Source organism: Pseudomonas weihenstephanensis (assembly GCF_001043055.1).
Classification (GTDB): Bacteria; Pseudomonadota; Gammaproteobacteria; order Pseudomonadales; family Pseudomonadaceae; genus Aquipseudomonas; species Aquipseudomonas weihenstephanensis.
Window position 1 is genome coordinate 590946 of the sequence record NZ_JYLF01000001.1, and the last position, 15211, is coordinate 606156.

18 protein-coding genes are annotated in these 15211 nt (G+C 58.4%); all 18 read left to right on the top strand.

What is annotated here, in order from left to right; genetic code table 11:
• The 18 genes from TU86_RS02840 to TU86_RS02925 all read left to right on the top strand — a co-directional run bounded on the left by TU86_RS02840 (position 1) and on the right by TU86_RS02925 (position 14887).
• Positions 1–450 (top strand): phage protein, encoded by a 450-nt coding sequence (locus TU86_RS02840; protein ID WP_048362777.1) that lies wholly within the window; start codon positions 1–3, stop codon positions 448–450.
• A complete protein-coding gene (locus TU86_RS02845; protein ID WP_048362778.1) occupies positions 450–662 on the top strand; it encodes a TraR/DksA C4-type zinc finger protein in 213 nt (70 codons plus the stop codon). Before TU86_RS02840 ends, TU86_RS02845 begins: the two co-directional genes overlap by 1 nt.
• The gene (locus TU86_RS02850; RefSeq protein WP_048362779.1) at positions 659–862 is read left to right on the top strand and encodes a hypothetical protein; all 204 of its coding nucleotides are present in this window, start codon (positions 659–661) and stop codon (positions 860–862) included. Before TU86_RS02845 ends, TU86_RS02850 begins: the two co-directional genes overlap by 4 nt.
• Positions 862–1329: a lysozyme gene (locus TU86_RS02855; protein WP_048362780.1), complete on the top strand. Its 468-nt coding sequence runs from the start codon at positions 862–864 to the stop codon at positions 1327–1329. The genes TU86_RS02850 and TU86_RS02855 overlap by 1 nt, the downstream gene beginning before the upstream one ends.
• Entirely contained in the window at positions 1326–1766 is a 441-nt protein-coding gene (locus TU86_RS02860) for a lysis system i-spanin subunit Rz (protein WP_048362781.1), read from the top strand. The genes TU86_RS02855 and TU86_RS02860 overlap by 4 nt, the downstream gene beginning before the upstream one ends.
• Positions 1767–1806: 40 nt before the next feature.
• Positions 1807–2094: a putative phage tail assembly chaperone gene (locus TU86_RS02865; protein WP_048362782.1), complete on the top strand. Its 288-nt coding sequence runs from the start codon at positions 1807–1809 to the stop codon at positions 2092–2094.
• 23 nt (positions 2095–2117) lie between these two features.
• Positions 2118–2258, top strand: a complete 141-nt coding sequence (locus TU86_RS22855; RefSeq protein WP_048363032.1) for a DUF6890 family protein — start codon at positions 2118–2120, stop codon at positions 2256–2258.
• Between the two features lie 6 nt (positions 2259–2264).
• Positions 2265–4493 (top strand): phage tail tape measure protein, encoded by a 2229-nt coding sequence (locus TU86_RS02875; protein WP_048362783.1) that lies wholly within the window; start codon positions 2265–2267, stop codon positions 4491–4493.
• Positions 4490–4807: a DUF2590 family protein gene (locus TU86_RS02880; RefSeq protein WP_048362784.1), complete on the top strand. Its 318-nt coding sequence runs from the start codon at positions 4490–4492 to the stop codon at positions 4805–4807. Before TU86_RS02875 ends, TU86_RS02880 begins: the two co-directional genes overlap by 4 nt.
• A complete protein-coding gene (locus tag TU86_RS02885; protein WP_048362785.1) occupies positions 4804–5976 on the top strand; it encodes a baseplate J/gp47 family protein in 1173 nt (390 codons plus the stop codon). The genes TU86_RS02880 and TU86_RS02885 overlap by 4 nt, the downstream gene beginning before the upstream one ends.
• Positions 5973–6497, top strand: a complete 525-nt coding sequence (locus TU86_RS02890; protein ID WP_048362786.1) for a phage tail protein — start codon at positions 5973–5975, stop codon at positions 6495–6497. Before TU86_RS02885 ends, TU86_RS02890 begins: the two co-directional genes overlap by 4 nt.
• Positions 6498–6506: 9 nt before the next feature.
• Positions 6507–8900, top strand: coding sequence for a phage tail protein (locus TU86_RS23120; protein WP_053075972.1), 2394 nt, complete (start codon positions 6507–6509; stop codon positions 8898–8900).
• 2 nt (positions 8901–8902) lie between these two features.
• Positions 8903–9472, top strand: coding sequence for a DUF4376 domain-containing protein (locus TU86_RS22095; RefSeq protein ID WP_053075973.1), 570 nt, complete (start codon positions 8903–8905; stop codon positions 9470–9472).
• On the top strand, positions 9469–10392 hold the full coding sequence (locus tag TU86_RS02905) for a hypothetical protein (protein WP_048362787.1): 924 nt from the start codon (positions 9469–9471) through the stop codon (positions 10390–10392). The genes TU86_RS22095 and TU86_RS02905 overlap by 4 nt, the downstream gene beginning before the upstream one ends.
• Complete coding sequence (locus TU86_RS02910) at positions 10389–10937, top strand: baseplate complex protein (RefSeq protein ID WP_048362788.1); 549 nt, start codon at positions 10389–10391, stop codon at positions 10935–10937. Before TU86_RS02905 ends, TU86_RS02910 begins: the two co-directional genes overlap by 4 nt.
• Before the next feature lie 3 nt (positions 10938–10940).
• On the top strand, positions 10941–11645 hold the full coding sequence (locus TU86_RS02915; RefSeq protein ID WP_048362789.1) for a hypothetical protein: 705 nt from the start codon (positions 10941–10943) through the stop codon (positions 11643–11645).
• Positions 11618–12589 (top strand): hypothetical protein, encoded by a 972-nt coding sequence (locus TU86_RS02920; RefSeq protein ID WP_048362790.1) that lies wholly within the window; start codon positions 11618–11620, stop codon positions 12587–12589. The genes TU86_RS02915 and TU86_RS02920 overlap by 28 nt, the downstream gene beginning before the upstream one ends.
• A 291-nt stretch (positions 12590–12880) precedes the next feature.
• Entirely contained in the window at positions 12881–14887 is a 2007-nt protein-coding gene (locus tag TU86_RS02925; RefSeq protein ID WP_048362791.1) for an acyltransferase family protein, read from the top strand.
• Positions 14888–15211: the final 324 nt, after the last annotated feature.

The window sequence follows — 15211 nt, forward strand, 5'->3', positions numbered from 1 at the left end:
ATGTCACGCATTGGCGGTAAGAATTTTGACGTGAACCTGGGCGATCTGCTGGTTCACGTGGAGAGCTGCACCCTCGATATCACCGACAACAGCGCCGTGGCGCAAACCCGTGGCGTGCCCGATGGCCACGTGGATGGCGACGTGTCGGCCAGCGGCGAGTTTGAGCTGGACAGCTACAACTTCGGCCTGCTGGTGGATGCCGCGCGCACGGCGGGCAGTTTTCGCGAGTTGAAGCCCTTCGACAGCGTGTTTTTCGCCAAGAGCGGCGATGAAGAAATGCGCATCGAGGCCTTCGGCTGCAAGTTGAAGGTGTCCAGCTTGCTGAGCATTGATCCCAAAGGTGGCGAGAAATCCAAACACAAGGTGCCGTTCGACGTCACTAGCCCGGATTTTATCCGCATGAATGGTGTGCCGTACCTGGCTGTGTCCGAGATTGAGGGGCTGAGCTGATGTCGTGCCCGTTCGATCGCGCCCAGGCGCTGGAGCAACGTCAGCGCGATCACGCGATTGCCGCCCAGTTGGCCCGTGTGCGCCCGATCGGGCCAAGCCGTAGCGAGTGCCTGGACTGTGAGGGCGAAATCCCCGCAGCACGCCAGGCGCTGGGCGGGATCCTGCGGTGTGTGCCGTGCCAGTCCATTTTTGAGAAGGAGGGGCTGCGATGAGCACAAATCAGGCCGCCCAGGACACCGCGATTGCGATCGTAAAAGCCTCACCCGCCATCGGCGTGGCCGCGACCGGTGCGACCGGGGCCGTGGATTGGTCAGCAGTGGCCTACATGCTGACCGCGCTTTACATGGTGTTGCAGATCCTGCTGTTGGCGCCCAAGTACCGCCAGATGCTGCGTGACTGGAGGCGCAAGTGATGAGCCTGCGCAACAAGATCGCCATAGGCGCGTTGACGGGTGTGCTGGGCATGACCGGCGCACTGGTCAGTTGGTTTGAAGGCCGCTCGCTGGTGGCTTATCTCGATCCGGTGGGGATTCCGACCATCTGTGAGGGCGTCACCCTGGGCGTAAAGCTGGGCGATCAGGCCACACCGGCCCAGTGCGACCAGCTGCTGCTGCGTGAATTGCGCATCGCATTGACCGCGGTTGACCGCCAGGTGCGTATGCCGCTGCCGGACACCCGCCGCGCTGCCCTTGGGTCGTTTGTTTACAACGTGGGAGAGCGCCAGTTTTCAAGCTCGACACTGTTGCGACTGTTGAACAGCGGTGACGTGCGCGGTGCTTGTGCCCAGCTGTCGCGCTGGGTGTATGCCGGTGGCAAGGAATTGGCCGGGCTGGTGCACCGCCGCGCTGCTGAGCGTGAAATGTGTGAGGTCGGACTATGACCGCGTTGCCCACGAACTTGCTTTCGTTGCTGCTGTTCTTGGCCGCCTGGTTTCTGTTCAACCACCTCATCGATGAGCGTAACCGCGCCTTGTTTGAGGTCAGCGGACTGCGCGAAGCGGCCCGTATCAGTGGAGAAATGCTGGCTGATCGTGACGAAAACGACCGCACTCGAACTAAGGCTCTGAACCATGCACTTTCTGAAATCAATGATCTGCGCCGTGCTGTTGATAGTGGTGGTAAGCGGCTGTTCGTTAAAGCCACCTGTAGCACCCCAAAGCCCGACCAGACCGGCCCCGGCAGCCTGGCTGATGCAGGCGCCGCCGAACTCGCAACAGACGCTCGACCGGATTATTTCACCCTCCGCGATCAACTCGCCCTCAGTCGAGAAATGATCCTGGGGCTGCAAGACCACGTGCGCCGGATCTGCCTGCGCTAACCCGAATCACCCACTTTTAAACCTGAACGGAAAACACCCCATGACTGAACGTCGCGAAATCGAACTGGAAATTGGCAACAGCGAATTCACCTTTGAGCTGACCCCTCAAGACGTGACCAAGTACTTCAACGCCGTTAACCAGAACAACAAAGTGGCCCCGGCCAACAACTTGCTGGTGACCACGGTGAAGCAGGAACAGCGCGCCTCCCTGAAACCGTTGCTGGCCAACCCGGTGATGGTGATGCAACTGGCCGGCACGCTGCTGGAAGAGTACGGCCCGGACGTTGAAATCATCGTAAAAAAGCCCTCGACCACGCCGAAGGACTGAGTGAGAACGGCTTGGGCCAGTTAGTGGCCCTGGCCAATCGCTGGCTACCGGGCGCCGAACCCACCGCCGAGGTGATGGGCACGGCCAAGTGGTTGGAAGACGAGTATTGGAAACGCATGGAATATGCCGTGGCTAACGGCATTGCCCATGCCCTGAACGGATAACCACACATGGCAGATCGCAGCGCCCGCCTAGCCTTTATCTTGAGCCTGACCGACAAGATCACCGCGCCCTTGGGCAAGGTCAAAACCGGATTTTCGGATTTGACCAAGCAGGCAGAAAACAACAACAAGACCATGGGCCTTGGCTTGGGTGGCTTGTTGGGGGCGGGGGTTGCGATCAATAAATCTTTGGAGCCTGCGTTAGAAATGAACCGCGCCCTGGGCGAAGTCCGCTCACTGGGCGTGGCTGAAGACGCGCTGAATGCACTCAACCGCAAGTCGCTGGAGTTCTCAGTGGCCTACGGTGAAAACGCCCGTGACTTTGTGGCCTCGGCGTCCAGCATCAATGGCGCCATTCAAGGGCTGAGCGGCAGCCAGTTGGCCACCTTCACCAACACCAGCAACCTGTTGGCCAAGGCCACCAAAACCGACGCCGACACCATGGGCGCCTACGTCGGCACCCTGTACAACCTGTTCAAAGATCAAGCCGATGCCATGGGCAAAAGCCAGTGGGTCGAGAAGATGGGCGGGCAGACCGCGTTGGCGGTGCAGCTGTTCCGCACCGACGGCGCCCAGCTCAAGGATGCCTTTAAAGAGGTCGGCGCGATCGCGACCACGGCCGGTGTCGATCTGGCCGAGCAGTTCGCCGTGATTGGCACGCTGAGCAGCACCATGGAAGGCGGCGACGCCGGGGGCATGTACAAGGCGCTGTTTGAAAACATCGGCGCAGGGTCGGAAAAACTGGGCATGAAGTTCACCGACCAGAACGGCAAACTGCTGCCGATGCTCGACATCCTGGACAAGCTGCAAGGCAAGTTTGGCGACCTGACCACCGCCGCCGCTGGCACGGCCTTGACCGATGCCTTTGGCGGCGAAGGGGCGCGGGTGATTGGCGCTCTGGCCAAAGACACCGGGCGTTTGCGCAATGGCATGGAGCAGTTGGGCAACGTGCGCGGGCTGGAGAGCGCAGACAAGATGGCGCGGGCGATGGTTGACCCGTGGCAACAGTTCGGCTCGGCCGTGCAGGCGCTGCGCATTGCCTTCGGTCAAGGCTTGATCCCGATCCTTGAACCGCTGATGGCCAAGCTCACTGGTGTGGCGCAAACCCTGACGCGCTGGTCGCAGTTGTTCCCTAACATCACCCGCGTGGTGGGGATTGCCACGCTGGCCATCTTTACTATCACTGCCGTGATGTCGGCCCTCACGCTGGTGGTGGGCATCAGCAAGATGGTGTGGCTGGCTTTGGTGACGGTCTGGAAGATCCTCACCTGGACAGGCTTTCGCAGCATTGCCATGTTCCTCATTCACGTGGCCATTGCCACCACGTTAGTGGTGAGCATGATGGCCATGGTTACTTGGATATGGCTGGTTCGCGGCGCCATGCTGCTGTGGCAAGGCGCGATCTGGCTGCTTAACGCGGCCCTGCTGGCCAACCCCATCGTGTGGATCGTGATCGGGGTGGTGGCGTTGATCGCTGCCGTGGCTGCTGCCGTTTATTACTGGGATGAGTGGACGACCGCGCTACTCAACAGCGAGGCGTTCAAGTGGGTCAGTGACCAGCTCCAGGGCTTGAGTGACTGGTTCAGTTCCATGGGCGGCTGGATGGGCATGGCTAAGGCCGCGTGGGACGGGATTATCAACATCTTCAAAGGCGCGATTAATGGCCTGATCGAGATGCTGAACAAAATCCCCGGCGTGCAGATCGATGCCGCGTTTGGCGACCTGCCAGCACCGCCGCAGATGCCGGACATCGGGGTGGCGCAGGTGCAGGCCCAACCGGCGCCGCCGCTGGTCATGGCCCCCGTGCCGAAAGACCCCACGGCCATGCTGCCGGAGATGGAAAGCCCGTTGCGGCTCGTGCCTCAAGCGCCGCCGTTGGTGATGGCACCGGCACCTGTGCCCGTGCAACCCAACATCCCCGGCCCTCGGGCGCTGGCCACCCCAGCCATACCGCAGGTCGATGCACTGCAACCGCCGCTGCAAGTCCCTGCACTGGTGACGGCGGCACCGCCGCAAGCCAAGTCCGAGCAAAGTCAGGAACGCCTCAACAGCGCGCTGAGCAGCCTGTCCCCGTCACGGCCCAACGCCGTGCCTAAGGGCGGCCTGTTGAGCAGCATTCAGAACAACAGCCAAACCCAAAGCAAGGCCACCCACGTGGAAAACCTGAACATCACCAACACCAAACCCATGAGTCCATTGGAGCTTGAAAACATGATGAGCATGGCGGTGGGCGGATGAGTGACTACATCGACCTGCGGATTGTGGACAACGATTTGTCGCTGGATCCGTCGCGCCAACCGTTGCTCATCGATGACCGCGCCAGTATTGCCCAGGACATCGCGCACATGATCCGCGAAAGCGGCTTGCTGGTGACGTTGGTGGCCGAGCGCAGCCGTCTGCGTCAGCGCGATTGCATCCAGCAACTGGAGCTGCTGGTGGAGGCCGATGTGCGCCTGGTGCCGGGCACGGCGTTGATTCAGTCCTACGACAGCGGCAAGTACCTGGTGACGGCTAAAACTTTGAAGTTTGGCGCGATCGAGGTGTTCCTGTGAGCGACGTGGATTTTAAACAGGCGCTGACAGACGCCGGGATCCCGACCACCGAGGCCGGGTTGCGCAAGGCGTGGGAAAGTGAGGTGGCGACCCAAGGCAGTAAGCTGAGCAACACCAGCGCCTATTCGCCGTTCTGGCGGCTGATTACCGCGCTGGTGACCAAGCCAGTCATGTGGCTCATCAGCTTTATCAGCGACACCGTGCTGCCGAATTTCTTTGTCAAAACGGCCGGTGACACCTGGCTGGACATGCTGGCCTGGGCGGTCAACGTCGAGCGCAAAGGCGCGACCAAGGCCAAGGGCGTGATCCTGTTCACCCGCATTGCAGCCGGTGGCACGCTGGAATTGCCTGCGGGCATCGTGGTGCAGTCGTCCGCGATCAACGGCCATATTTATCAACTGGTCACCACCACACCCGCGACCTTTGCCGATGGCCTGCTGCAACTGGAAGTGCCGGTGGAGGCGCAGGAGGTGGGCAGCGGCTACAACCTGGCGCCCGGTTACTACGCCATTTTGCCGGTGCCACTGGCGGGCATTGCCCAGGTGGTGAACGCCGATGGTTGGTTGATCGCCCCAGGCGCCGACCCTGAACCCGACGAGCAACTGCGCTTGCGCGTGCGCAACCAGTTCTCGGCGGTCAACCAGTGGCACACCGACGCGGTGTACCGGGCGATGATCTCAGCGTTCCCCGGCGTGCGCCCGGACGGGGTGTATTTTCTGCACGGCGCGCCCCGTGGCCCCGGCAGTGCCAACGCCTATGTGCTGTTCGATGCGGACGTGCCAGCGGCCACGTACCTGGAGCAGATCAACGCGCACATCCGTAACCAGGGCAACCATGGCCACGGCGATGACCTGGTGGTGATGGTGATGCCCGAAACCCAACACGCCATCCGCCTGACCCTGTGGCCACGCGCGCTGATCGGCAATGACAAACGCGACAGCCTGCGCGATGAGGTGGCGTTGTTCGTGCGCGCAGCGTTCCGTGAAAGCACGGTCACCGACTACCAGCCGACCCTGACCTATCCGCAGTCACGCTTTTCTTTCAGCCGACTGGGCGAAGAGCTGCACCAACAGTTCCCCGGCATCGAGTCGCTGCACTTTGACAATGCCGACATCGTTTCAGAACTGAGCATCCCCCGGATCAACAGCCTGGTGGTGACGCTCGCATGATCAAACTCAAGTTGCCGTTCTGGCTCGATGGTAAGGAGCTGAACAGGCTCAAGACCGCCAGTCAGTCCTGGTGGAACAAGGTCGAAGGCTGGTTGCAGTGGCCGCTGCTGCAAATGGACGCTGAAACCTGCCACCTGACCGTGCTCGATCTGCTGGCCTGGCAGCGCGACATCAGCCGCTTCAAGGACGAACCCGAAAGCCTGTACCGGTTGCGGGTCAAATTCGCCTTTATCAACGCCGTGGACGCGGGCAGCACCGCAGGGCTGAAACGCATTCTGCAACGCCTGGGCGTGGGCTACGTCGAGATCGACGAGCGCCTGCCCGATCGGGACTGGGACGTGGTGCTGCTGCGCCTCTCCGATTCGCAACTGTCGCAAAACCCGGAACTGATGCGGGTATTGATCCAGCAGTACGGGCGCACGTGCCGCCGCTATGACTTTGTGACCATCACCCCTGTATCGCTGCGCATCGTCGCGGTGGACTTTAACGACGACCAGCAAACGCTGGTTGCCAGCCTGTAGGAGCCTCCCGTGGGTGCCAGTATTACCCTTGCAGGTGAAAGCCTGATCGCGCAGAAAGTCGGCGCACAACAACCCCTGATCGTCAGCCGCTTTGTGCTGGCCAACGTGCCGGGCCTTAACCCGAACGGCCCGGTAAACCGTGGCGCGGCCAAGCCGCCCGTGAGCCAGATCGTGGCCACTTACGACGTGACCCAAAAAGGCTTTGTGAACCCTAATCAGGTGGTTTACAGCCTGATGATGGGCAGCGACATCGGGGACTTCGACTGGAACTGGATCGGCCTCGAAACCGCCGACAACGTGTTGTTGGCCGTGGCGTACGTGCCGGTGCAGCAAAAGCGCCGCAACATCCCGCCGCTGCAAATCGGCAACAACGTCACCCGCAACTTTCTGGTGGTGTTCGACGGCGCCCAGGCGCTGACCGGCATCACCATCGACGCCAAGACCTGGCAGCACGACTTCACTGTGCGCCTGCACAGCATCGACGAGCGCGAGCGCCTGAGTAACCGCGATATGTTCGGGCGTTCGTGCTTCTTTGACGGCGGTTTTCAGTTGGAGAAAGTCGGGGCGGTGTACCAGCTCAAGCCCGGTATTGCTTACATCGAAGGCGTGCGGGTGCTGTCAGCGGCAGCCACGCCAGTCGCCCCGGCCAACCTGCCGACCAAAGCCTGGCTGGATGTGTGCCTGGAACGCCAGTTGAGCGATGCCGTGGTCAGCTGGAAAGTGACCTTTGGCGCCTCGTTGCCCGACTACACCGACAGCGTTGGGGTGCGTCACTACGTGGTGCCGCTGGCCGACATTCCCAATTCCAACACCATCACCGACATCCGCAAGCCCGAGCCGATCACAGACGCGCTGGTCAAGCACTTCGCCGGTCGCAGTTGGGTCGAATCCGAACTGCTGAAAAAGGCCAACAAGGGCACGACGCTGAAGGATTACGGCATCACCGACGCCATTCAGAACGTCAACCCGCTGCCCGGTACCAGCCTGGATCTGCACGGCGGGCAGTTCGCTTTCGTGTCGGCTGAAAGTGAAACCCACCTGTGCCAGAACTGCTACTGGAACGGGAAAGCCTGGCTGAGGCATGACGTGGCCAAGCCTGCTGTGGTGTTGGTGGGCGGTGGTGGTCGATTGCGGGTGCAGCGTGCGAGCGCAGGTGAGAACCCGATCGTGTGGACGTCTTCGGCCTCGATCCGCGACAGTGGCGACACGTACAGCATCGTAGAGATCGATCGCTTGCTGACGGCGCTCAATCTGGTGGTGGACTCCAAAGCCGACAAAGCCACGACGCTGGGGGGGTATGGCATCACCGATGCCATCCCGAACCTTAACCCGCTGCCTAACAACAGCCTGGACATTCACGCGGGTAGCTTTGGTTTTGTGAGTTCGATTCTCGAATCCAGCCTGTGCCAGAACTGCTATTACGCGGACGGCCGCTGGATGCGTCACGACACCAACAAACCTGCCGCCTGCATTGCCGTCACCAATGGTCGGGCGATCATCCGCAAGGCAGCGGCCGGGGCCAATCCCATTGTCTGGACGTATGACGCCACGTTAATGGACAGCCTCAATACCTACAGCGCCAACCAGGTGGACGACTTGTTGGTGCCCATCAATAACGCGATCGACAAGACCAATGTGAACGTGGGTCAGATCAATAAAGACCTGGTTGTCATCAACAAAACGCTGGATAAAAAGGCCGACAAGGGCACCACTCTAAAGGACTACGGCATCACCGACGCCATTCCAAACCGTAACCCCTTGTCGGGTGACAGCTTAGACATTCACGCGGGTCAGTACGGTTTTTTAAGCTCTATCAGCGAGACCAGCCTGTCTCAAAACTGCTACTGGGACGGCGCCAAATGGATGCGCCACAACACCGGGCTGCCTGCGGTGGTGATGGCGGGGGCGGCCGGTCAACTGATCGTGCGACGTGCAGAGGCCGGGGCCAACCCGATTGTGTTCAAAGGGCAAGCCACAATCATCGACAGCTCAAAGCTGGCCACTACCGCCGACGTGGGCGTGGCGCGCATTGCTTCTGACGCCCAGATCGATGCGGGAAACGATGACAGCACCATCGTCACCCCGAAGAAACTGCGCCGGGGTTGCTCCTGGTCGATCGGGCGCAATGGCTACTTTGCCGCCCCCACCTGGTTGGGCGGGTGGGTATTGCAATGGGCGACCACCAGCGAGTGTATTTCCAGCAGCGATTACCGGTACTTCCCGACCCCGTTCCCGAATGAGTGCTTCGGCATGCTGTTCAGTCTCATGTCCAGCACGCAGGGCGGTTTTGGCAACAACTTCGGCATGGTGCACCAGGTTGTGGACAGTTCGCGTTTCCTCTGGAGCGCGGGCGGTACCTTTTCACATGAGGGCCAAGCCTTCTTTCTGGCATTAGGGAAATAACCATGGCCCGTTTTTGCTTTCTGCTGGCCACTGACGGCCGCATTTTGACTCGCTATTCATCGGCACTGCACGGCAATGCCATACCGGACGACGCCATCGATGTGGCGAAAACGATCTATGACGGTTCGCTGAACTACCGCAAGGAGCAAGCGCCGTACTACGTCAACAACGTGCTGGAGTTCCGCCCTTATCGACTGGATGCCCAGCAGCAAAGCCTGCGCACGCGCCGCGACATTGACCAGCGCTGCGAGGACGCTATCACTTCGGGATTCAGCTCAAACGCCACCGGTACCCGTTTTGACTACGACAGTCAGCGGGACGACCAATTGAACCTGAACGCCGCCATTTTGCTGGGCATCGACATGCACTATCCCTGCCGTGATGCGCAGGGGGAGAAGGGCTTTCACCTGCACACGGCGCAGCAGTTGCGCCAGGTGGGGGAGGACTTCAACCAATTCAAAATGAAGCTGCTGGTGTACGGCAATGAGCTGAAACAGCAGCTCGACCAAGCGTTAGCCAGCGGAGAGCTGGAGACGGTCGAGGCCATCCGTTGGGGAGAGGCGCTTTCATGACCTGGGCACCTGTGACCCTGCGCTGGCCCGAGCAGTCCACCGGCTGGATGCAGCAACTGAGCGCGGCCAAGGACTTGGCCAGCGGCGAGCTGGCCAGCACCGCGTTGCGCCTGAGCGGCCTGGACGGCATGACCAGTACCAATCCGGGGCCGGTGGGCGCCGCCGCGCAAGGCGTGATTGCGGCCGGGCGTGCGGCCCTCACGGAACAGATGGGCGAAGCCCCGGCCTGTCTGGTGGTGACGCCGTTTCAAAGTGGTGTGGGTCAGGGCCGTGGCTACCAGCGGTATCTGTCGGCGCCGAACCTGGTGCAGCAGTTGGCCAACAAGTTGGTGGACGTCAGCGATGCCAGCCGTCCCGAAGGGCAGCAGTACGCGCTGTGCCTGATGTTTCTGGCCACACGTTTCGACCAGTTGGCCGACAGCCTGTCCCGGTTCAATGCGTTGCTGCCGATGCCGGATCTGGTGCGCACCGAGCGCCGCGCCCGGCACCTGTCAAAGCTGGAGACCGAAAAGTGGGAAATCCCCAACGCTGGGCCGTTGCCGCGCTGGCAGTCCTTGCCGCTGGAGCGCTGCACCTTGCTCAAGGCCGCCAAACAGTCGATGGCGGGCCAACTGGCGGTGCTGGAGAGCTACGCCGCCGACAGCTCGCCCATGAGCGATCTGGCCGCGCTGGCCAGCCGCAAGACCGCCCAGCAAAAAGGCCGCGACCAACAACTGGCCGACCTTAAAGCCTTGCTTGCCGGTGGCCAGCAGGACGGCAGCCTGCGCGCGCGGATGATCGGCCCCGGCACCACCAGCGACCTGCGCCGAAACTTGCTCAGCACCGAAGCGCCGGGCCATGAATGGGTGCTGTGCGCCGGGGCGCTGTTGGTGGGGTCGGAAAAGGGCTTGAACTTCGTCCGCGAGCTGGTGGGCCTATGACGCTGCTACTCGATGGCGAACAGGTGCGTGGCAAGGGCCTGAAAGTGACCGCCAATATGCGGATCGAAAGCGGTGATATGTCGGGCCAAACCAGCAACACCGAAACCGCCCACAAGGGTTTCAAGCCCAAGACCCTCACTGCGTCCCTGATGATCCCTTACGTTGACCAGGTGCAACTGCGTGACCTGATGCGCATGGCCGAGGCCACCGAAGGCGGTGGCCAACTCAAAACCTATCGCGTGGTCAACGACACGGCGAGCACGTTCGGCATCCGTCAGGTGGAGTTCTCCGAAGGCGTCAGTGCACGCGAAGACGACACCCTCAGCGCTTGGCGGATCCAGTTCACCCTGACCGAAAAAGTCTCTAACCCGCAAAAGGTCGAAGGGCGCCGCGCTGCCAATGGCGTGACGGCCCAATCCGGCCCCGGCGCTGCCGTGGGTGGCAAGGGCGGCACCGGCGAGGACGCCGCCGAGGGCGAACAGGCACTGACCGGCTTTGAAGCCACCTTGAAAAAGGTCGACGGCTGGCTGGGTGGGGGTAATTAACCGATGAAACTGCACAAAATCCTCAGCATCAACGGCGAACGGGTGGAACTGGTCAAAGACGACGTGCGGCTGGATCTGAAAAGCCCCGGCCGGGCCACCTTCACCATTCAAGCCCAAGCCCCCGTCAGGGGGCTGGTCACACTCGACATCGGCTACAACGAACGCACGCTACAGCGGCACTTTATCGGCTACGTCGAGCGCTGCACCGCGGCTAATCGCGTGGAGCAGGTGCTGTACTGCCGCGAGATGGCCGCCATCTTGGCCAAGCCGCTGCCGTTGAACCTGCGTCACGTCGATCTGCGCGACGTACTGACCGAAATCAGCCAGCACACCGGCCTGCGCTTTCGTGTGCCGGAACAAGCCTATGCCAGTGTGAAAGCGCCGTTTTTCTACAGCTTGGCGGCGGGTTATCAGGCGCTGGACAGCATGGCCCGCGTGTTCAACATCCCCGACTTTATCTGGCAGCAACAGGGCGATGGCGAAGTGTTCGTGGGCAGTTGGGCCGACAGCTTCTTCGGCGTGCGGGCGCCGCTACAACTGCCTGCCGAGCTGTTCGACGGCTACCAGGGCAATCAAAGCGCCATGATCGCGGCCCTTCCCGGGTTGCGACCAGGTGCAACAATCAACCACGGCGAGCGCATCACCAGTGTGGCCCTCGTCGACAACCAGATGGCCATCCGATGGACGACGCAATCCGCCGCAGCGTAGAACGACAATTCCCCGAACTCACAGGCGGCTACCACCTGCCGCGCTTCGCCCGCGTGGTCGCCGTTGCCGACGCCCCCAGCGGCGCCGGGATCTGCGACGACTTCCGCCCGCGCTACGCGGTCGACATCGAGGTCATGGGGCCAGATGGCGAGCCAGACACTCAACTGCCGATCTTGGCCGGTGTCCCGCTGCCGCTGCCTACAGGCGGCGAGGAAATGGGCATCTACGCCTTCCCCGAGGAAGGCACCCAAGTCGTTGTGTGCTTCGCCTACGGCCTGCCGCACAAGCCTTACATCCAAACCATTCTCCCGCACGGCCTGAGCATGCCCAAAGTCCCGAAAGGGGATCAGGTCTGGCAGCACAGCGAAGCGTGCCAGCAACGGGTCGATGCCGACGGCAACTGGCTGCGCCAAACCGACGGCAAGATCCAGGACAAAGCGATCGAGCGCGAAGTGGAAGCCCTGGACAACACCGAGACCTTCCAGAACCACACCAGGACAGTGGACGACCATTCAACCGAGTCAGTGGGCGGAATCAAGACCATCGAAGCGCTGGGCGCGCTCAAGCTGCTGTCGGGCGGATCTGCGAGCCTAGCGGCAGTGGATGATCTGCACCAAGCTACCGGCCGGGACTTCAACATGGTCGTGGGGCAGAAGCACAACGCCACGGTGGGTGGCGACATGCAGGAGAGGATCGAGGGGCTGCGTAAGAGTGTGGCGGGGGTTAGTCAGCGATTGGTGGCTCCCCAAAACTGGATAGGGTCGGAAAGCGTGAACCTGTTTCAGGTGGTGTGTGATTTGCTGGATTTGGTGCAGGAGATGAACACGCAATTGGCCAGCCATACCCATGGGCCGACACCAGTGCCAGCGAATGCAGCGGTGTTCACATCAAACGCCGGTAAGGCCACCTTGTTAGTGGGCCAGTTAAAACCGATTACGTTATAAGTCCTGAAACGTTTTAGTCTGCACACAAAGGTGGACTTAGATTCGTTGGGGATGCTGGCAAAATCACATCAATCATGGAATGATGTACTTAAATCGTTGCTACTAAAATTAATTTTAGTACACCCTGAGTGGGGCGATAAAGCAGTAACGAAAGATAGATGTTTAATGCCGCGCCGTTCAGTAGTGCGGTATTTTTTTGAATAAGGGTTGTTTGTGCGCAAGTAATCCCTTGAATTTTAATAAGCCCTGTCGGCCAGGGTGGTGGATTTTGAGATTTAGATATGGAACAACATGGATATTAAGAAGAGCAACTTCAGGGCTGATATCAATGGGTTGCGTGCTTGGGCAGTAGTCTCAGTAATTTTTTACCATTTTGGTATTTTTGGCTTTTCAGGAGGTTTTGTAGGGGTAGACATATTTTTCGTGATATCTGGTTATTTAATGACTGGAATAATCGTGAGAGGCTTAACTGATTCACTGATTTCAGGCAAGCGATTTTCAGTGCTTGAGTTTTATGTCTCTAGGGCTAAACGTATTCTTCCTGCTTTGATAGTCCTGTGTCTATTTGTTCTTGCGCTGGGGTGGCTGGTTTTACTGCCTCAGGAATATCATACCCTTGGCACATATGTTATTAGTGCCTTAGGTTTTTTCTCGAATATAAAATTTAGTCGTGAGTCGGGGTATTTCGATGTCTCGTCCCACGAGAATTTATTACTACATACTTGGTCGCTTTCGGTTGAGTGGCAGTTCTATTTAGTTCTCCCGCTGGTTATGTTGGGTGCTTGGAAGTTTCGCCCTAAAATCTCATCATTGAAGACCTTGATTGTTATCGGCCTTTTGTTGTCGCTGTATTGGTCGGTCAAGATGACTCCGCATAAACCTTTGATCGCATTCTATCTCATCAAAACTAGAGCCTGGGAGCTTCTTGCTGGTGGGGTGGTTTATTTGTGGGCCAACAATATTGCAATGCCCTCAATCATTAGAAGGGTGATTGAAGGTTTTGGCTTTGTTTTGATAATAGCATCTGTCGTTATTTTTGATCAGACCAGCCAGTGGCCGGGCTGGCGAGCACTGATTCCTGTAATGGGAACGGTACTGGTTTTAATTGCTGCAAGACAAGGTTCCTGGTGGACGGGTACTAAGCTGGCCCAGTGGTTAGGTGATTGCTCATATTCTCTATATCTGTGGCACTGGCCGATTGCAGTCATGCTGGTCTTTCTGAATTTCAAAGGCCACATGTTGGGAGTTGCATTTGGACTGGTTTTAACTTTGCTTTTGGGATGGCTGTCCTATCGCTACGTTGAAACCCCAACGCGTATAAATCTATCGAAACGGCCTATATTTATTTCGTTTGTTTTATTGTTGTCAGGGGTTTTGATAGTCGGCGCGCTTGGTGCTTTGGTTCGCTGGCAGGATGGTTTTCCTGGCCGCGTCTCATCGGAGACAAATGCTATTTTCGCCGAAGCACTTAATAAGAATCCGCGTTTGGAAGAATGCGCATCCCAAGCTTCCGGAACTAGCTCTAAGGATAAACCCGTACCTAATTGCACGTATGGAACCGAAGGTGTTATCAAGGCTGTAATGATTGGAGATAGCCACTCATCCTCTCTGGTGACCTCATTTAAGGCCGCGATTGGGAGCGGTGATGTACTTCAATGGACTGCAAATGCTTGTCCTCTTGCTATCGGGATACATAGCAGCATTGTAAAGCATAAGTGTGAAAATTTTCTGACTTGGGTTTTGAAAGAAGCTAAGACGTTGCCAAGCAATGTGCCTGTCGTTTTGGTTAATAGGTTTTCGGTTTACTTATATGGGCCTAATGAGGTTGACCCGCCTTTAATGAATTTAATATCTTTATTTGGATTTGAAGGGGTGAATTTTAAAAGTAACGAATACCCGACTAAAATGAGAGAGGGTGTTCTGAAAATGGTTTGTGAGCTTTCTAAGGATAGAGAGGTTTATATCGTGCGTCCTGTGCCGGAGCAAGGGTTCAACGTCCCTATGAGTATGGGGCGCTCAATGATGTTTCATGTGCCAACACGGATCTCAGTCTCGCGAGAACAGTACAACAAACGAAATGAATTTGCTCTAGAAACCCTTGATTTGGCTGCGAAAGAGTGCGGAGCTAAAATTCTCGACCCAGTACCATTCTTGTGCGAAGAGGAGACATGTTGGGGAGATGTAGGCGGACTGCCGATTTATTTTGATGATGATCATCTAAATGAGCGAGGCAGCCAAATGCTGGTTCCTATGTTTAAAAAGGTAGCTGGGCATGCGGCTGGTGGTGCAGTCCAGTAATGAACTGATGCTGTGCCTTAGGTGTAAGTTTCCATACACATTCTGACAGTCCCAAGCCCTCAATTGAGGGCTTTTTAACATCTGTCGTAAAGTTGTAAGGAGCAGTCAGTGACGCAAGCCTTTGATTGCGAGTTTGTTTATAAAAATAATTTAGGAAATAAAAATTTGGAGAAAAAAGCACTTATCCCCCTCCCGCCGACGGGCTTTGTGTCCTTTTTTTGTGCAAAGTCGAATGTAGTGCAAACAATCCTGCAGCCCAGGCACGCCGCGGGGCTCTGCAGCCGACCGCCATTTGCACATAATGCAAAGTTTTGAAAGGTAATG

Coding starts and splice junctions, on each gene's coding strand:
- TU86_RS02845 (WP_048362778.1), top strand. CDS start 450: ATGTCGTGCCCGTTCGATCGCGCCCAGGCGCTGGAGCAACGTCAGCGC.
- TU86_RS02865 (WP_048362782.1), top strand. CDS start 1,807: ATGACTGAACGTCGCGAAATCGAACTGGAAATTGGCAACAGCGAATTC.
- TU86_RS02850 (WP_048362779.1), top strand. CDS start 659: ATGAGCACAAATCAGGCCGCCCAGGACACCGCGATTGCGATCGTAAAA.
- TU86_RS02905 (WP_048362787.1), top strand. CDS start 9,469: ATGACCTGGGCACCTGTGACCCTGCGCTGGCCCGAGCAGTCCACCGGC.
- TU86_RS02890 (WP_048362786.1), top strand. CDS start 5,973: ATGATCAAACTCAAGTTGCCGTTCTGGCTCGATGGTAAGGAGCTGAAC.
- TU86_RS02920 (WP_048362790.1), top strand. CDS start 11,618: ATGGACGACGCAATCCGCCGCAGCGTAGAACGACAATTCCCCGAACTC.
- TU86_RS02915 (WP_048362789.1), top strand. CDS start 10,941: ATGAAACTGCACAAAATCCTCAGCATCAACGGCGAACGGGTGGAACTG.
- TU86_RS02880 (WP_048362784.1), top strand. CDS start 4,490: ATGAGTGACTACATCGACCTGCGGATTGTGGACAACGATTTGTCGCTG.
- TU86_RS02840 (WP_048362777.1), top strand. CDS start 1: ATGTCACGCATTGGCGGTAAGAATTTTGACGTGAACCTGGGCGATCTG.
- TU86_RS02860 (WP_048362781.1), top strand. CDS start 1,326: ATGACCGCGTTGCCCACGAACTTGCTTTCGTTGCTGCTGTTCTTGGCC.
- TU86_RS02875 (WP_048362783.1), top strand. CDS start 2,265: ATGGCAGATCGCAGCGCCCGCCTAGCCTTTATCTTGAGCCTGACCGAC.
- TU86_RS22095 (WP_053075973.1), top strand. CDS start 8,903: ATGGCCCGTTTTTGCTTTCTGCTGGCCACTGACGGCCGCATTTTGACT.
- TU86_RS02910 (WP_048362788.1), top strand. CDS start 10,389: ATGACGCTGCTACTCGATGGCGAACAGGTGCGTGGCAAGGGCCTGAAA.
- TU86_RS02925 (WP_048362791.1), top strand. CDS start 12,881: ATGGATATTAAGAAGAGCAACTTCAGGGCTGATATCAATGGGTTGCGT.
- TU86_RS02855 (WP_048362780.1), top strand. CDS start 862: ATGAGCCTGCGCAACAAGATCGCCATAGGCGCGTTGACGGGTGTGCTG.